This is a genomic window from Sphingobium sp. AP49, assembly GCF_000281715.2.
Classification (GTDB): Bacteria; Pseudomonadota; Alphaproteobacteria; order Sphingomonadales; family Sphingomonadaceae; genus Sphingobium.
Map to the genome: position 1 here is coordinate 1,126,724 of NZ_CP124576.1, position 15,973 is coordinate 1,142,696.

Consider the following 15,973-nt stretch of genomic DNA (forward strand, 5'->3'; position numbering starts at 1 on the left):
AATTTTTCTCCTTGCGCCTCCTGCCCTGAACGTTCGGGCGCGGAAAATGGGCGCAAGAACCTAATTGGTGCTGCGGAACAGATGGTTCAATGGGTGGCGTCCGCGCGGCGAGGGCAGGAAGCCGCTGAGCCGTTGCGACACCAGCGACCAGCGGACGGGCGCGCCAAGCGGGATATAGCCATTATGCGCCTGTACCAGGGCTTCGGCCTGGGCGATGCGGGCGGCGCGTTCGTCGGGTGAACTGGCGAGGCTGGCGGCCTGGAGCGCGGCCTCCGCTTCGGCGCTGCAATGGACCTTTCGCGCGCAGCCGATACGGCCGAGATACCAAAGCGCGCTGTCATAGGCGGCGACTTCGTCCACCAGGCGCAGATCGGCATTGTCGGTCATGCCCACCCGTTCAGCGGCCAGGCCGATCGCCCGCAGGTCGCGGGCGACCAGCCCGAACAACATGGTCGATCCCGGGCCGGGCGGCAGGGCGATGCGCAGCGCCGGCACCGTGCCCGCATGGCCGGCGCGCCAGCGATCGACATTGGCCCGGGCCTGGACCCGCCGCTCGTCCAGCGACAGCGCTGCCCAGACCGGCTGTACCGGCGGTGTGGCCAGATCGAGCTGACCCGGCATGATCTGTTCGCTGGTCGCCCAACCGCCCAGCGGAAACAGCCTTGGCAACTGGCTGCGATCGATCGCCATGCTGATCGCAGCCCGGATGCCGTCGTCATCCAGCAGGGCGCCGCTGCCCGTCACCGCGAGCCCGAGCAGACCCTGGACCGGATCAACGCGCACCGCATCGCGATCAATGCCGGCGGGGACCAGCAATGGCAGATCGGAAAAGCGACCGCCCAATACCAGCGCCGCCTGCTTCTCGCGGAACCGGACGATCGCCAGCGCCGCGCGTTCGGCGCGCAGCACACGGGTCTGCCAGGCAGGAAGGGTGCCGTCGTCATCCGTGTCGGCGTCGTCGCCCGTCGCCCGGTCGATCGGCGTCAGCAGCATGGCCCCATCGTGCCAGCGCCGGCGATAGGGGCCGGTACCGCCGTCGCGCGACAGCACCGCCATCTGCGGCTGGGCCAGCATCTGGAGCACGTAGGGGCGCGGGGCGGCCATGCGGATTTCGATCACCTCGCCGGTCATCGGCACCACCGCCTGCACCGCGTCGAGCGGCCCGTCGGGGTCGAGCAGGCGCAGCGCCTCGATCCGCGCCATCAGCATGCGCGCGACGTCGGGGGCGCTCACCCGCGTACCGTTGGCCCAGAAGGCCCGGCGCAGGCGGAAGATATAGCTGCGCCCGTCATCCTCGACGATCCAGCGCTGGGCCAGGGCGGGCAATATGTCGCCACTGGCATCGAAGGCGACCAGACCCTGGGCGGTCGATTCCAGCACCAGCTTGGCTGCCGGATCGGGCAGATTCTGCAGCGGCTTGGCAACATCGGCGCGATCGCCGATCACGCTGACCACCACGGGGCCACTGCCTTCGTCGGAACAGCCGGACAGCGCCAGGCCAAGGCTTGCCCCGGTGATCAGGGCGGCGCGGCGCGACAGGCAGCGCAGGCGAGGGGCGGCGGCGAACATGCCGGACCGGCTTAGCCCGCCGGGGCGCTGTCGCCAACCGGGATCGGTGCATTTGGCAATGTCATAAAAACGACATGTCAAAGACGCCGCAATGTAACATAAAATTCATACTGGCGTCCCCGAAACAGGGGAATGAACCGGAATGACGCTCCGAATGCGACTGGCCGTCGGCACCGCGCTGGCGACGATGATGCTATCAACGCCGGTACAGGCGCAGGATAATGCGGACTTGCAACGCCAGATCGACGAACTCAAGGCGCAGGTTCAGGCGCTGACCGCCGCATTGGTCGCCAACAAGAGCGCGCAGCCGGTTGTAAGCGCACCGACGCCCGCAGCCGCAGCGGAATCCGCTGCGCCGCCGGTTGCACTCGCCGCTGTGTCCACCGCACCGGCGGCCGTCCCGCCATCGGCGACCGCGGCAAAGTCCAAGCCCTGGTACGAAAAGCTGTCGCTGCGCGGCTATACCCAGATGCGCTACAACGCCTTCCTGTCGGGCGACGATACCGCGCCCGCCGGCCAGTCCCGTCTGCGTTCCCCCCATGACAGTTCGATCTCCGACCGTGGCGGCTTTTCGCTGCGTCGGGCGCGGCTGGTGCTGCAGGGCGATGTATCCGATCGGGTATCGCTCTATCTCCAGTCCGATTTCGCGACGGCGGTGAACAACCAGGCGGGTACCGAGCGGCGCGAGGGCTTCGTCCAGTTGCGCGACGCCTATGCCGACGTCTTCCTCGACAAGGACAAGAATGTCCGCCTGCGCTTTGGTCAGTCGAAGGTGCCGTTCGGCTGGGAAAATATGCAGTCCTCGTCCAACCGCCTGACGCTCGACCGCAGCGACGCGATCAACAGCGCGGTGCCCAGTGAGCGCGATCTGGGCATCGTCAGCTATTATACCCCGTCGTCGGTGCAGCAGATCTGGGATCGGCTGGGGCATGACGGGCAGAAGCTGTTCGGCAATTATGGCGCGTTCGGCGTCGGCGTCTTCAACGGGCAGGGCACCAACCGGACCGAGCAGAATCGCGGGTTGATGAAGGTTGCCTTTGCGACCTGGCCGTTCGAGCTGGACGGGCTGGGCGATGCCTTTGAGGGGCAGGTGCTGGAAATCGGCGGATCGGCGATGATGAACGATGTGCAGCCCGAAGTGCGCAGCGGCGGCGTCAGCACGATCGCCTATGACGATGATCGTGTCGGCATCCACGCCATGCTCTATCCCCAGCCCTTCGGCATCCAGGCCGAATGGAATTGGGGCAAGGGGCCGGAATATGATGTCGCCAGCCAGTCGATCCAAACCAAGAATCTGAGCGGGGGCTATGTCCAGACCATGTATCGCCTGCCGACCGAGACGATCGGCACGCTGATCCCCTATGGCCGCTGGCAGCATTATCGCGGCGGGTGGAAGGCCGGCATCAACGCGCCGCGTCTGGAAACCGACGAAATCGAACTGGGTGTCGAATGGCAGTTGTGGAAGGCGCTGGAATTCACCTTCGCCTATTCCTGGATGAAGCGCGCCGAGGCCGATGATCGCCGCACTGGCCGGGCGGAAGGCAATCTGATCCGTACCCAGGTGCAGTGGAACTACTGAGCGGCCATTCCCTGTTCAGGGGGTGACCGGCGGCAGCGGATCCTTCTGTGCCGTTGCCTTGCCGTCGGGGTTGAAGAGCATGATCCGGTCCTCACCCGCATCATAGCGCGGCCAGGCGGGCAGGTTGGCGCCATTGGGATTACCGCTGCGCGCGAAATTGACGATATAGGCGCTGATCGTGCGGCCCATCTCATTTTCGCGCGCGCTGGTCTGCGCGCCATATTTGATCGCCTGCGTATCGAAGAAGAAGGGGATGTCGCTGGCATGGCCGGCGCCCGGCTGGCCGATCGACGTCGCCACATAGTCGAAGCGATAGGCGTAGACCGGTAGCCTGGCGTCGGCCAGCGTCGCGGCGACGGTGCGGGCGCCGCCGACCATGAAGCCGGTCGGCCCGCCAATGTCGGCGCCGGTGGCGCCCACCATCACCGGAACATGCGCGAAACGGCCGGCGGCATAGGCAGCGGCAGGATTGACCGCAATCGTCCCGTCCGGGAAGGGCGGGCTGTAGGCGCCCAACTGGCCGCTGAACATGCCTGCCAGATTGAGGCCGTCGACCACCTGATCGGCGGGCAGGGCGCGCAGCGCCTTGAGCGCGGCGGCATCGCTGCCCTTGATCCCCTTGGCCGTGGCGAAGGTCTGGCCGATCGTCGCGGCACTGCCATCCTTGGGACCGATCATCTGCCCGTCGCCACCCGACATGATGACCGCACGCTGGAACAGGCCCTGCGACAGGGGGGAGGTCAGCAGCGCATGGACGGACATGCCACCCGCGCTTTCGCCGATGATGGTGATATTGGCCGGATCGCCGCCGAAGCGGGCGATGTTGCGCTTTACCCATTGCAGTGCCGCGACCTGGTCCATCAGGCCGTAATTGCCGGTGAGGCCCTTGTCTTCGTCTGCGGCGGCAAGGGCTGGATGGGCGAAGGTGCCAAAGCGGCCGAGCCGGTAATTGAAGCTGACCACCATCAGGCCCTGTTTGGCCAGTGCGGCGCCCGAATAGGTGGGCGGGGACGAGCCGCCATTCACGAAGCCGCCGCCATAGATCCAGAACAGCACCGGCAGCTTCGTGCTTGCCGAGGCCGGTTTCCAGACATTGACGTAGAGGCAGTCCTCCGCTGGCGGGGTGCCGAGCGGCGCGGCATCGCTGGGGAAGGGAAGCTGCATGCAGTCGTTGCGATAGGCGGTGGTCTCCCGCACGCCCTGCCAGGGCTGGACCGGCTGCGGCATGCGCCAGCGCAGGTCGCCGACCGGCGGCGCGGCAAAGGGAATGCCCTTCCAGCTCATGACGCCGGCTTCGACGGCGCCATGGACGGTGCCGGCGTCGGTCTGGACGGTAGGGATCGGAATGAGGGGGGAGCGGGCAGGAGCGGCGCCGGTGCTTAGCAGGGTTGCGCTCAGCCCGACAATTGCGATCCGCCTCATGCCCGTCTCCTCTGTTCGTGATGGCCGGAATAGAGGCTGGTGCGGCAGGGAAATCAATGGCGGGCAAAGAAAAAGGGGTGGCGCCCGAAGACGCCACCCCATGTTTCTCCAGCCGGAGCCGGAAAGCCGGGCCTCGCCGGAGCGAGGCCGAACAGCTTACTTCAGCTCGACGGTCGCGCCGGCTTCTTCGAGCTGCTTCTTCAGCTTCTCGGCTTCGTCCTTGCTGGCGCCTTCCTTGACAGCCTTCGGAGCGCCTTCGACCAGAGCCTTGGCTTCGGTCAGGCCCAGGCCGGTGATGGCGCGGACTTCCTTGATGACGTTGATCTTCTTGCCACCGTCGCCGGTGAGGATCACGTCGAACTCGGTCTGCTCTTCAACAGCGGCGGCGGCGGGGCCAGCGGCCGGGCCGGCAACGGCGACGGCAGCGGCGGCCGAAACGCCCCACTTTTCTTCCAGAGCCTTCGACAGCTCGGCGGCTTCGAGGACGGTGAGGGCCGAGAGCTGGTCGACCAGAGCGTTGATGTCTGCCATGATATATTTCCTTCTAAGCGGGGAAAGCCCCGCAACATGATGTTGAAACGATTACAAGAAGTCGGTCGGGGCCAATCAGGCCGCTTCCTTCTCCGCATAGGCGTTGAAGACCCGCGCGAGCTGCGCTGCCGGTGCCTGGGTGACGGTTGCGAGCTTGGTAGCCGGAGCGACGATGAGGCCGATCAGCTTTGCACGCAGTTCATCCAGCGACGGCATCGACGCCAGGGCCTTGATGCCCTCTGCGTCGAGCTGCACTTCGCCCATCGCGCCGCCAACGATCTCAAGCTTGTCGTTGGTCTTCGCGAATTCGACTGCAACCTTGGCGGCTGCAACCGGATCGACCGAGGTGGCGAGGCCAACCGGGCCGGTCAGCAGGTCGCTGATCGAGCCGTAGGCGGTGCCGTCAAGGGCGATACGGGCGAGGCGGTTCTTCGTAACCTTGTAGGACGCACCGACTTCGCGCATCTTCTGGCGCAGGACGGTCGACTGGGCGACGGTCATGCCGAGGTTGCGGGTCACGACGACCACGCCAACTTCTGCCAGCTCTGCGTTCAGCGCGGAAACGACCTCAGCTTTCTGATTACGATCCATGCCATTACTCCACTTCATGTCCATCGGACGACCCGATGGACGGCAAAAGCCCGCGCGTTTCCGCACGGGGCAATAGTCCGAAGGGGAGAGATCGACTGGCCGCGAATTCCGTTTCAGGAAATCAGGCAGACCCGAATCGGGCGCGAAGCCCGTCCGGTAAAGAACTTTTCCCCGTCTAGGCTGGAGATTAAGAAGGGCATATTCCCTTCACCAACTGTCTCGGACGGAAGACCCGCAGCGTTGCGGCCACAGGTCTGCTGGGGCGCCCTTACAGATTTCAGGCGCTGGTGTCACGCGGAATCTGGTGGAGGCGCGGCTGATGATCAGGGTGGTCAGATTGCCAGCGCCCGCTGGGGCATGGCGCGCAGCCGTCCGACATCGCGCTGGGGCGGGGCGCCGAACAGGCGGCGATATTCACGGCTGAACTGAGAGGGGCTGTCATAGCCGACATGATAACCCGCCTCCGCTGCGTCGATCCGTTCCGCCAGCATCATCTGGCGGGCCTGCTGCAAGCGCAGCTGCTTTTGATATTGCAGCGGTGTCATGGCGGTGGCGCGGCGGAAATGATCGTGGAAGCTCGACAGGCTCATGCCGGCCAGATCGGCCAGCGCCGGACCGCTGAATGGCTCCCGATAATGGGCCTTGAGCCAGCGGATAGCGCGCGCGATCTGGCCGGTGCGGCTGTCGCCGGTGGCGATCGCGCGCAGCAACCCGCCGCTCGGCCCCATCATCAACCGCACCAGCAATTCCCGCTCGACGAGCGGCGCCAGCAGGGCAGTGCTGCCGGGCTGGCCCAGCAGGCCCGTCAACCGGGTCGCCGCATCCAGCAGTTCGGGCGTGATCGGGTGGAGCGAGAGCGCGCGCCCTTCCTCCACGGTTGCGGAGGCCGGCAGCGTCAGCGCGATGTCGGACAGCAGGGCCGGGTCGAGATAGAGGCAGAAGCAGAGATAGGGCGCATCCTCCCGCGCCTGCGTCACCGTGCCGGTGATCGGCAGGTCGAGCGAGGCGACCAGATAGCTGGCCGGGCCATAGGATATCACCGCATCGCCCATCATCACCTGCTTGGCGCCCTGTGCGATGATGCAGAGCGCCGGGCGCTGGAGCATATGGACCGGTTCGCCCGCCTGCGACCAGCGCACCAGCGTCAGGCGCGGGATGGCCGTATCGACGATGCCATCCCCGTCCATGTGGCGGGCAATCTGCTGGCCGAGCAGTTCATGGCTCATCTGCATCATTCCTCAGAATTTCAGGCAATCGAGATAGTCGATTTCCATCATGTCAGCCAGCATAACTCACTATGTCGGAAAATCGTGCAATCATGGCGCAGGACCATTCTACCGCTCCGGCCCCGATCGGGCGCATTCATCCTCCATCGGATCGAGTGTCGATCCACCCCCAAATGGAGATGCAATCATGGCTATCGAGAACAAGGTCATCGCGATCACCGGCGCCAGCAGCGGCATTGGCGAAGGTACGGCGCGGCTGCTGGCGGCGCGCGGCGCGAAGCTGATGCTCGGTGCCCGCCGTACCGACCGGCTGGCGGCGCTTGCCGACGAACTGAACGCCGCCGGCGGCACCGTCACTTTTCGCGCACTGGACGTCACCGATCGCGCCGATGTCGAGGCATTCATCGCCGCGACCGAAGCGGAATATGGCCGCATCGACGTGCTGGTCAGCAATGCCGGCCTGATGCCGCTGTCGCGCTTCGACAGCCTGAAGGTCGAGGAATGGGACCGGATGATCGACGTCAACATCCGGGGCGTGCTGCATGGCATCGCTGCGGCTCTTCCCCGCTTCAAGGCGCAGGGCAGCGGCCATTTCGTCAATATCTCGTCGATCGGCGGCTATCGCGTCTGGCCGACCTGCGGCGTCTATTCGGCGACCAAATATGCGGTGCGCGCCATTTCCGACGGGCTGCGCATGGAGCATGACGATATCCGCGTCACCATCGTGTCGCCCGGCGTGGTCGAATCCGAACTGGCGCACACGATCACCGAAGCGGGCGCCGCCGCCGCGATGGAGGATTTCCGTGCCATCGCCCTGACCCCCGACGCGATCGCCCGCGCCATCGCCTATGCGGTGGAACAGCCCGCCGATGTCGATGTGAACGAGCTGATCGTCCGTCCGGTGCGAACGATGGATTGAGGAGAGCGGCGCGGGATCGGCCCAAGCCATCCCCACCAAACGGCCGGCCGCCCCTGCACGGGCGGCCGGCGCCATTTCGTCAGTGGACGAAACGCGCGACGACGTCGCGGTAGGAACGGCTGACCTTTACCTGGGCGCCGGATTCCAGCACCAGGAAGCATTCGCCGTTGGTATGGGGCTTGACCTGGCGCACCTGGCTCAGGTTGACGATGGTCGAGCGATGGACGCGCTGGAAATTGCGCGGGTCGAGCCGCTTTTCCAGATCCTTCATCGTCTCGCGCAGGATCAGGCTATTGTCGGCGGTATAGATGCACATATAGTCGCCCGCCGCGTCGATCCGCTCGATCGAATCCACGTCGACCCGGAAAATCTGCCCGCGATCCTTTATGTTGATGAGCTTTTCGAAGCGGTTGGATGCCGGCGCATCCTCATCCCCGGCGGCCGAAAAGTCGCTCATCGCCTGGGGCGCGACCTCGGCCAGCACTTCGCGCAGCTTTTCCGCCTCCTGCACCTGCTTCTTGTCCGACAGGCGCAGCCGCACCCGGTCGAGCGCGTCGGCCAGGCGGCCTTCATCGACGGGCTTCATCAGATAGTCGACCGCCTGTGCCTCGAAGGCGCGGATCGCGTGGTCGCTATAAGCGGTCACGAAGATGAACAGCGGCGGTTCGACCTCCATCATGCCCTGGACGACGGAAAAGCCGTCAAAGCCGGGCATCTGGATGTCGAGGAACACGAGGTCGGGCTTGTGCGTCTTGATGGCACGGATGGCTTCGCGGCCATTGGTGCATGTCTCGATGATTTCGACATCCTCATGCGCTTGCAGACGAAGCTTAAGACCCTGGATAGCCAGGCTTTCGTCGTCGACGAGGATTGTTCTGATGGTCATGCGGCCACTTTCGATGTTTCATCCATGTTAAGCGGAATTTCGATGATGACCGAAAATCCGCTTGGCGTGGAACGCGCTTCAAAGCTCTGTCGTTCCCCGAAGGCCTGAATTAACCGGTCCCGGATGTTCGGCAGGCCGACGCCCGTCCCCTCGCTCACAGGAATGTGTGGCTTGATCGCACCGTCGTTCAATCCCGGCCCGCTGTCCGATACGACGATCCGGACATTTTCACCGGCAGGTTGCGCCATCACCGAGATTTCGGCGCCTTCCTCCTTGGGCGTCACCGCATATTTGATCGCATTTTCGACCAATGGCTGCAGCAGCAGCGACGGCAGCCGGGCATGGGCGACTGCCGGATCGATATCGAATACCGGCCGCAGCCGGTCCTCGAACCGCATCTTCTCGATCTCCAGATAGAGCTTCAACGTCTCCACTTCCTGTTCCAGCGTCACCTGGGCCGTCGGCTCGTTGATCAGCGTGTAGCGCAGGAAGGAGGACAGGCGCGACAGCATGGCATTGGCGCGCGTCGTTTCCTTGAGCAGCACCAGCGTCGAGATGGAGTTGAGGGTGTTGAACAGGAAATGCGGATTGAGCTGGTAGCGCAGCATGGCGAGCTGCGCGCTCGACGCCTGATTCTCCAGGTGCAGCAGCTGGTCCGCCTGTTCCTCCACCGTGAGGTAGAAGTTGATCGCATAATAGAGCGCCGACCAGGCACCTAGCAAGGTCATCGACAGGTAGAAAGCGCCAAGGAACAACTGCAGTCCGGCGGTTTCGCTGCCCTTGTTCTGGGTCGAAAAGACCCAGGCGTCGATGAAGGCGACCATCGCGGCGGCGGCCACCACCGTGACGATCGATGCCCCCCAGGTGATGATCGGCCGCTGTTTCTGCAGGAATCGGAAAGCGACAGCGATCAGCAGCGTCGCCGAATAGCCGGTGACGGTGGAGATCAGCACCGGGATCAGGCTGGAAAGCGGCTGCCCATTGGCAATGGTGGAGGAGCCACGCAACAGGAAGGCCCCCGCCCAGCCGAGCGACTGCAAGTTCCAGAAAGCGCGATTCTTGTCCGCGAAAAAAGGACGCGGTTGAAGAGGATGGACTGACATTGCCGGTAGCCTAGGCGATTTCAGCGCCATGGTGAAGCGCCCCCGCGCGGCCCCGTTCAGGCGGCCGCCGCGGGTTCTTCCGTCATGGGGGTGACTTCGTCCCGGCACAGCCAGACGAGATCGCTGAGTTCCAGCGTGCGGCCGTCATGCGCCAGCACCGCGATCTGGCGGATCGGTTGGCCATCGCGCCGGTCGGCCAGAACCTGGCAGAAGGGCGGTGCGCAGCCCCATTTTTCGCCCCATTGGCGCAGCGCGATCATCGCCGGGGCCAGTTCCTGTCCCTTTTCGGTCAGGCGATATTCGACCTTGCGTCGATCGCACTGCATCGGCTGGCGCAGCATGATGCCATTTTCGACCAGGCGGGACAGGCGGTTGGCCAGGATGTTGCGGGCGATGCCCAGGGTCGACTGAAATTCCTCGAAATGGCGGATGCCCGACAGGGCGCCACGCAGGATGAGGAAGGACCAGCGTTCACCCATCGCCTCCAGCGCAGCGGGAAGCGCGCATTGTTCCAGGTCCTGGGCAAGATTGTGTTTCATGATCCGATCGTGATAGCGCAAAGCGGCGACCGTTGCAAAAGCGGCGACCATTTCATCCAAAATGGGATTTTTTTGTTGCGCCGCAAGGTGCTTCCCACACAATCGGGACACGATGTTACGCCAATATGAACTTGTCGAGCGCGTGAAACGCTATGATCCGCAAGCGGATGAAGCGATGATCAACCGCGCCTATGTCTTTTCCGTGCAGAAGCACGGGAGCCAGAAGCGCGCCAGCGGCGACCCCTATTTCAGCCACCCGATCGAGGTGGCGGGCATCCTGACCGATTTCTATCTGGACGACCAGACGATCGTGACCGCGCTGTTGCACGACACGATCGAGGACACGCTGGTCACCTATGACGAGATCGAGAGCGCGTTCGGCAAGGATGTCGCGCGCATGGTCGACGGGGTGACCAAGCTCAGCAAGATCGAGGCGATGTCCGAAAATGAACGGGCGGCGGAAAATCTGCGCAAGTTCCTGCTCGCCATGTCGGACGATATCCGCGTGCTGCTGGTGAAGCTGGCCGACCGGCTGCACAATATGCGCACGCTGCACTTCATCAAGAATGAACAGAAGCGCCGCCGCATCGCCCGCGAGACGATGGACATCTATGCCCCGCTGGCGGAGCGGATCGGCATGTATGACTTCATGCGCGAGATGCAGCTTCTCTCCTTCCGCGAGTTGGAGCCGGAGGCCTATGACAGCATCACCAAGCGGCTGGAGCAGCTGAAGGAAGGCGGCCATGACAAGGTCGACCGGATCGGCGCTGAACTGCAACTGCTGCTGGGCGGCCATAATCTGTCGGTGACCGTGTCGGGGCGCGAGAAGCATCCTTACTCCATCTGGAAGAAGATGCAGGAACGGCATATCAGCTTCGAGCAGCTGACCGACGTCATGGCCTTTCGGGTCATCACCGAAAGCACCGAGGATTGCTATCGCGCGCTGGGCGTGATCCACCAGACCTTCAAGATGGTGCCGGGCCGGTTCAAGGACTATATCTCCACCCCCAAGCGCAACGGCTATCGCTCGTTGCACACCACGGTCATCCATCAGGAAAATGCGCGTATCGAGGTGCAGCTGCGCAGCCGCGACATGCACAATGACGCCGAACTCGGCCTCGCGGCGCACTGGGCCTACAAGCAGAAGGGCGACGCCACCGACCAGAATGCCGCCTGGCTGCGCGATCTCGTTGAAATCCTGGAACAGAGCCAGGATGCGGACGAGCTGCTCGAACATACCCGCATGGCGATGTATCAGGACCGGATCTTCGCCTTTTCGCCCAAGGGCGAGTTGCACCAGTTGCCCAAGGGGTCGACCCCGGTCGACTTCGCCTATGCCGTCCACACCTCGCTGGGCAACCAGACGGTTGGCGCCAAGGTCAATGGCCGGGTGGTGCCGCTGCGCACCAGCCTCGAAAATGGCGACCAGGTCGAGATATTGAAATCGGCGGGGCAGGAACCGCAGCCCGGCTGGCTGACCTTTGCCATCACCGGCAAGGCCCGCGCCGCGATCCGCCGCTATATCCGCCAGAAGCAGCGCGGCGAGGAAGTGGCGCTGGGTGAAAAACTCTATGAGGAAATCATCGGCCGCTTCTCGCCCGAACTGGCGAGCGAACTGGGCGACAAGGCGCTCAATGCGGCGCTGAAACGGCTCAAGCTGGAGGATCGTGCGTCGCTGATGGTGGCGATCGCCACCCACAGGCTGCTCGATTCCGAAGTGATGGAGGCGCTGATTCCCGGCTCCACCAGCGGCCAGGAGATGGAGGAGGCGCATCCACGCCAGCATGCGCCGATCTCGATCCGCGGCCTGACGCCCGGCATTGCCTATGAACTGAGCGACTGCTGTCATCCGGTGCCGGGCGATCGTATCGTTGGCATCCGGCGCACCGGCGGTCCGATCGAGGTGCACACCATCGACTGCCGCACGCTGGAGGCGGGGCAGGACGATGATTGGGTCGATCTGAGCTGGGACAGCAAGTCCAAGGGCGGTACCGCCCGGCTGCAGGTCATCGTCAAGAACCAGCCCGGTGCGCTGGCGGCGGTCGCCAATGTGTTCGGCGCGACCAAGGCGAACATCCTCAACCTGCAACTGGTCAACCGCGAGGGGCCATTCCACACCGACATCATCGATCTGGAAGTGGCCGATGCCCAGCATCTGATGCGTATCCTGTCGGCGTTGCGGGCGCTCGACATCGTGGTGCAGGCGGACCGGGTCTGAGCATGCTGATGAGGGGCTTGGGCGCCCGAGGTCGCCCACGAATATGAAACCGGCTGGGCGCCTCTGGCGGAATGCTGTGCTGAGCGCTCTGTGTTGCGCATTCGTGGGAGGTGGCGGCTATACCGAGCCGCTCGATTTGACCGATATGCCGGCGGATGAGAAGGCGTCGCTTGTCGCCATAAGCAAATGGTTTGATTGTATGGGGGCGGTTGTCCACAAGGTAAAATCATCGGGTCGGTCACTTAACGATCGCGAGGCCAATGCATTCGGTTATGCCTGCCCGACCGAATTACGGGAGGCGGCAGAACGACTATCTGAGCGCAACTGGAGGGCTGATCACTCTATGCCTCCTGACTATTCAAAAATGAACCGGATACGGCGCATTTTGTATCACGAACGGGATCTGGCTGGCTCGTTCTGGTGCGATTTTCGGCAATGCTATCACTTATAGGTTTGGCCATTAAATAACGGGTGCGTCGATGGTCAACTTGCTGCCTTGTTTTTTACGCCTCGGCAGCGGTTGGTATGGGGGCGGCCCGCCCCCTTAGCGGAACACCCATTGCCGGTTGAGGCCGAACACCACGGCCGGGGTGACGAAGAGCATCGCCGGGATCGGCGACCATGCGGGCCAGCGCATATGGGTGACGCAGAGATAGACCCATAAGGCGTTGAGCGCATAGCTGACCAGCGAGACCGCAACGAAGCGGAAGCCGCGTGCGGCATGGCCCGACTGGCTGCCATGGCCGCGGAAGGTGAAGGCATTGTGCAGCACATAGCCCATGGCCACGGCGCAAAGATAGCCGATGCCGTTGGCGACCTGCGGATGGAGGCCGACCGGCGCCGCCAGCGTCCAGTAGATCGCCGCCTGGCAGGCGGTGATGAACAGGCCGGTCACGCCATAGCGCAATATCTGCCAGAACAGGTCCCGGTGCGCCGGCGACAATTGGTCGATGATTTTCATGCAGCCCCGTTGCGCTTTGATGCGGAGCGTCTAATCCACCGGCCATGAACTTGCAAAGCTGGCCTGCTTTTCGCGCCCGCGCGTCCCATTGGTTCGCGATCCTCACCGTCTATGCCGATCGCCACTGGAAGTGGCTGACTTTCCTGATCTGGATCGCGATCCTGGTCGGCATGCTGGTCGATCGCTGGCCCGCCATCCACTGGCTGACGCTCAGCGATACGGATGACAATATCCGCTTCGTCCAGGTCAAGGACTGGCTGGCCGGGCAGGGCTGGTATGATCTGCGCCAATATCGGCTCGATCCGCCGGGCGGCGCCAATATCCACTGGTCGCGGCTGGTGGACATTCCGCTTGCCGGGCTGATGCTGTTCTTCCGTGCCTTTGTCGAACAGGATCTGGCCGACCGGCTGGCCTGCGCGATCGCGCCGCTGCTGCCGCTGTTCCTGCTGATGCTGAGCCTGGGGGCGATCGCACGCAGGCTGGCGGGCGACGCGGTTGGTGCGCGCTGGGCCTGGCTGTTCGCGGTGCTGGCGCCGCTCGCCGCGCAGATGGGCCTTGGCATGTTCGCGCCGATGCGGATCGACCATCATGGCTGGCAACTGGCGCTGGCGCTGACGATGATGGCGGGGCTGATCGATCGCAACTGGCTGCGCGGCGGCGTGGTGGCGGGCGTGTCGAGTGCCCTGTCGGTGGCGATCGGCATGGAGATGATCGTCTATCTGGCCGCCGGCGGCGCGCTGGTGGCGCTGCGCTGGGTGTTCAGGGACGGGGCGGGGCGGCGGATGCTGCCCTATGGCCTCAGCCTCGCGGGGGCGACGTCGCTCTGCTACGTCATCTTCGCCAGCTATGACAATCGCCACATGGTGTGCGACGCCATCTCGCCGATCTGGGTCGCGGTGTTCGGCGCGGCGGGCGCGGGCATGGTGCTCTTGAGCCGCCTGCCGCTGCGGCTCTGGTGGCAGCGGCTGATCGCCGGCATGATCGTCGGCGGCGCGGTGGGCCTGTTCTTCCTCCTGAACTGGCCACAATGCCTGACCCCCTATCAGATCTCGCCCGAGCTGCAGCAGCTCTGGCTCGCCAATATCCGGGAAGCCAAGCCCATCACGGCGCAGGCGCAGAGCCTGGTCGTGCCGCTGTTGGCGCTGCCGGCGGTGGGCCTGATCGGCCTCATCTGGGCGCTATGGGATGTGCGGCGCGATAGCGACCGGCTCTGGGCGTTCGCGACGATCGGCCTGATGATGCTCTTCTCGACCGCTCTGCTCTTCTGGCAGTTGCGCGCGGGGCCGGCGGCGCAATTGCTGGCGATCCCGCCCGCCGCCTGGGCCGGGTGGCGGCTGGTGACGGCGATCTGCACCGGGGCGCGCCGGGTGCGCATCCTGGCCGGCATCGGCGCGCTGCTGGTTGGCGCCGTCGCCTTTGCCTATCCGCTCTATCCGCAGGCCATCGCGCTCTGGCAGCAGACGACCGGCACCAAGCCCAAACCCTGGCGCCCATCGGCCATCGCCCGCAATGATGCGATCAAGAAGGCCAATGGCCGGTGCCGCACCCTGCCGGCGCTGGAAGTGCTGGACCAGTTGCCGCCGGCGACCATCTTCACCATGGTCGACCTTGGCCCCCGCATCCTTGCGACCACCCATCATAGCGCGCTGGCCGGTCCCTATCATCGCAACGGTGCGACGATCCTCGACATGCACCATGCCTATGACGGGCCGGCCGATGCCTTCCGCCCGATCGCGGCCAGGCATCATGCGACCTATTTGCTGGTCTGCCCCAATTTTCCGGAAGGAACCATCTATCAGTCGCGCAGTCCGCAGGGTTTCTACGCCGACCTGATGCGGGGCACGATTCCCGTCTGGTTGCAGCCGGTGAAGCTGAAAACGGCGATGACGCTGCCCTACACGCTGTACCGCATCGATTATTCAGCGCCGCGCGGCAAAAAAGTCGCGCAGCAGCGCTGACCCTTCGGCCTCGGCCAGCCCGCCATAGATTTCCGGGCGGTGCAGGCATTGTGGCTGGGCGAAGAGGCGCGGCCCCTGTTCGATCGCGCCGCCCTTGGGATCGGACACCGCATAATAAAGCCGGGCGACTCGCGCATGGGAAATGGCGCCCGCGCACATCGGGCACGGTTCCAGCGTTACCCACAGGTCGCAATTGGTCAGGCGAAAGTCGCCGATATGCGCGGCTGCGGCGCGAATCGCCACCATCTCGGCATGGGCGGTAGGGTCATTGTCGCGCCGGTTGCGATTCTCGCCCTCGCCGATGATCGCGCCGTCGCGCGTCACCACGGCGCCGATCGGCACTTCGCCGGCCGCTTCCGCCGCATGCGCCAGTGCAAAGGCGCGACGCATGGGATCAGGCAGAGGAAAGGGCGAGGCCATGGTCCCGCCCTTAATCCCTGTTGGGTCATCGCACCAGCCGCCGATGCGCCT

14 protein-coding genes are annotated in these 15,973 nt (G+C 64.4%); 4 read left to right on the top strand and 10 right to left on the bottom strand.

Translation table 11 applies throughout. The features are described 5' to 3' along the window. Window positions 1-60: 60 nt before the first annotated feature. Entirely contained in the window at window positions 61-1,569 is a 1,509-nt protein-coding gene (locus tag PMI04_RS05465) for an ABC transporter substrate-binding protein (protein WP_007713818.1), read from the bottom strand. 142 nt (window positions 1,570-1,711) lie between these two features. Between PMI04_RS05465 and PMI04_RS05470 the strand changes: the two genes are divergently transcribed. Then, on the top strand, window positions 1,712-3,148 hold the full coding sequence (locus PMI04_RS05470) for a porin (RefSeq protein ID WP_007713816.1): 1,437 nt from the start codon (window positions 1,712-1,714) through the stop codon (window positions 3,146-3,148). A 15-nt stretch (window positions 3,149-3,163) separates the two neighbouring features. Here the strand turns inward: PMI04_RS05470 and PMI04_RS05475 are convergent, their stop codons facing one another. The 4 genes from PMI04_RS05475 to PMI04_RS05490 all read right to left on the bottom strand — a co-directional run bounded on the left by PMI04_RS05475 (window position 3,164) and on the right by PMI04_RS05490 (window position 6,918). Further along, a complete protein-coding gene (locus PMI04_RS05475; RefSeq protein ID WP_007713815.1) occupies window positions 3,164-4,570 on the bottom strand; it encodes a carboxylesterase family protein in 1,407 nt (468 codons plus the stop codon). Window positions 4,571-4,726: 156 nt separating this feature from the next. Beyond that, complete coding sequence (rplL, locus tag PMI04_RS05480; protein WP_007713813.1) at window positions 4,727-5,101, bottom strand: 50S ribosomal protein L7/L12; 375 nt, start codon at window positions 5,099-5,101, stop codon at window positions 4,727-4,729. 75 nt (window positions 5,102-5,176) lie between these two features. After that, window positions 5,177-5,692 carry a 50S ribosomal protein L10 gene (rplJ, locus tag PMI04_RS05485; RefSeq protein WP_007713811.1) on the bottom strand — a complete coding sequence of 172 codons (516 nt, stop codon included), beginning with the start codon at window positions 5,690-5,692 and terminating at the stop codon, window positions 5,177-5,179. A 332-nt stretch (window positions 5,693-6,024) separates the two neighbouring features. Beyond that, entirely contained in the window at window positions 6,025-6,918 is an 894-nt protein-coding gene (locus PMI04_RS05490; RefSeq protein ID WP_007713810.1) for an AraC family transcriptional regulator, read from the bottom strand. Between the two features lie 187 nt (window positions 6,919-7,105). Here PMI04_RS05490 and PMI04_RS05495 point away from each other — a divergent pair, with 187 nt between their 5' ends. Further along, complete coding sequence (locus tag PMI04_RS05495; protein WP_283184859.1) at window positions 7,106-7,837, top strand: SDR family oxidoreductase; 732 nt, start codon at window positions 7,106-7,108, stop codon at window positions 7,835-7,837. A gap of 79 nt (window positions 7,838-7,916) precedes the next feature. On the opposite strand, the gene PMI04_RS05500 is transcribed toward PMI04_RS05495, so the two are convergent. The 3 genes from PMI04_RS05500 to PMI04_RS05510 are packed head-to-tail and all read right to left on the bottom strand — an operon-like array spanning window position 7,917 to window position 10,365. Then, complete coding sequence (locus tag PMI04_RS05500) at window positions 7,917-8,723, bottom strand: LytTR family DNA-binding domain-containing protein (RefSeq protein WP_007713350.1); 807 nt, start codon at window positions 8,721-8,723, stop codon at window positions 7,917-7,919. Continuing rightward, the gene (locus tag PMI04_RS05505; RefSeq protein ID WP_007713348.1) at window positions 8,720-9,826 is read right to left on the bottom strand and encodes a histidine kinase; all 1,107 of its coding nucleotides are present in this window, start codon (window positions 9,824-9,826) and stop codon (window positions 8,720-8,722) included. Before PMI04_RS05505 ends, PMI04_RS05500 begins: the two co-directional genes overlap by 4 nt. Window positions 9,827-9,882: 56 nt before the next feature. Then, window positions 9,883-10,365: a helix-turn-helix domain-containing protein gene (locus tag PMI04_RS05510; RefSeq protein WP_037487012.1), complete on the bottom strand. Its 483-nt coding sequence runs from the start codon at window positions 10,363-10,365 to the stop codon at window positions 9,883-9,885. Between the two features lie 112 nt (window positions 10,366-10,477). On the opposite strand from PMI04_RS05510, the gene PMI04_RS05515 reads away from it, so the two are divergent. Then, window positions 10,478-12,583 carry a bifunctional (p)ppGpp synthetase/guanosine-3',5'-bis(diphosphate) 3'-pyrophosphohydrolase gene (locus PMI04_RS05515; RefSeq protein WP_007713345.1) on the top strand — a complete coding sequence of 702 codons (2,106 nt, stop codon included), beginning with the start codon at window positions 10,478-10,480 and terminating at the stop codon, window positions 12,581-12,583. 544 nt (window positions 12,584-13,127) lie between these two features. Here PMI04_RS05515 and PMI04_RS05520 read toward each other — a convergent pair. Further along, window positions 13,128-13,544, bottom strand: a complete 417-nt coding sequence (locus tag PMI04_RS05520) for a GtrA family protein (protein WP_007713342.1) — start codon at window positions 13,542-13,544, stop codon at window positions 13,128-13,130. Window positions 13,545-13,588: 44 nt separating this feature from the next. Here PMI04_RS05520 and PMI04_RS05525 point away from each other — a divergent pair, with 44 nt between their 5' ends. Continuing rightward, window positions 13,589-15,502, top strand: coding sequence for a hypothetical protein (locus tag PMI04_RS05525; protein WP_007713340.1), 1,914 nt, complete (start codon window positions 13,589-13,591; stop codon window positions 15,500-15,502). Here the strand turns inward: PMI04_RS05525 and PMI04_RS05530 are convergent. After that, entirely contained in the window at window positions 15,464-15,922 is a 459-nt protein-coding gene (locus tag PMI04_RS05530) for a nucleoside deaminase (protein WP_007713337.1), read from the bottom strand. The genes PMI04_RS05525 and PMI04_RS05530 overlap by 39 nt on opposite strands. Window positions 15,923-15,973 lie beyond the last annotated feature (51 nt).

What these genes read in the sequence shown, in the direction of transcription:
- PMI04_RS05465 (WP_007713818.1), bottom strand. Translation starts at nt 1,569, where the DNA reads ATGTTCGCCGCCGCCCCTCGCCTGCGCTGCCTGTCGCGCCGCGCCGCC.
- PMI04_RS05470 (WP_007713816.1), top strand. Translation starts at nt 1,712, where the DNA reads ATGACGCTCCGAATGCGACTGGCCGTCGGCACCGCGCTGGCGACGATG.
- PMI04_RS05475 (WP_007713815.1), bottom strand. Translation starts at nt 4,570, where the DNA reads ATGAGGCGGATCGCAATTGTCGGGCTGAGCGCAACCCTGCTAAGCACC.
- rplL (WP_007713813.1), bottom strand. Translation starts at nt 5,101, where the DNA reads ATGGCAGACATCAACGCTCTGGTCGACCAGCTCTCGGCCCTCACCGTC.
- rplJ (WP_007713811.1), bottom strand. Translation starts at nt 5,692, where the DNA reads ATGGATCGTAATCAGAAAGCTGAGGTCGTTTCCGCGCTGAACGCAGAG.
- PMI04_RS05490 (WP_007713810.1), bottom strand. Translation starts at nt 6,918, where the DNA reads ATGAGCCATGAACTGCTCGGCCAGCAGATTGCCCGCCACATGGACGGG.
- PMI04_RS05495 (WP_283184859.1), top strand. Translation starts at nt 7,106, where the DNA reads ATGGCTATCGAGAACAAGGTCATCGCGATCACCGGCGCCAGCAGCGGC.
- PMI04_RS05500 (WP_007713350.1), bottom strand. Translation starts at nt 8,723, where the DNA reads ATGACCATCAGAACAATCCTCGTCGACGACGAAAGCCTGGCTATCCAG.
- PMI04_RS05505 (WP_007713348.1), bottom strand. Translation starts at nt 9,826, where the DNA reads ATGTCAGTCCATCCTCTTCAACCGCGTCCTTTTTTCGCGGACAAGAAT.
- PMI04_RS05510 (WP_037487012.1), bottom strand. Translation starts at nt 10,365, where the DNA reads ATGAAACACAATCTTGCCCAGGACCTGGAACAATGCGCGCTTCCCGCT.
- PMI04_RS05515 (WP_007713345.1), top strand. Translation starts at nt 10,478, where the DNA reads ATGTTACGCCAATATGAACTTGTCGAGCGCGTGAAACGCTATGATCCG.
- PMI04_RS05520 (WP_007713342.1), bottom strand. Translation starts at nt 13,544, where the DNA reads ATGAAAATCATCGACCAATTGTCGCCGGCGCACCGGGACCTGTTCTGG.
- PMI04_RS05525 (WP_007713340.1), top strand. Translation starts at nt 13,589, where the DNA reads ATGAACTTGCAAAGCTGGCCTGCTTTTCGCGCCCGCGCGTCCCATTGG.
- PMI04_RS05530 (WP_007713337.1), bottom strand. Translation starts at nt 15,922, where the DNA reads ATGGCCTCGCCCTTTCCTCTGCCTGATCCCATGCGTCGCGCCTTTGCA.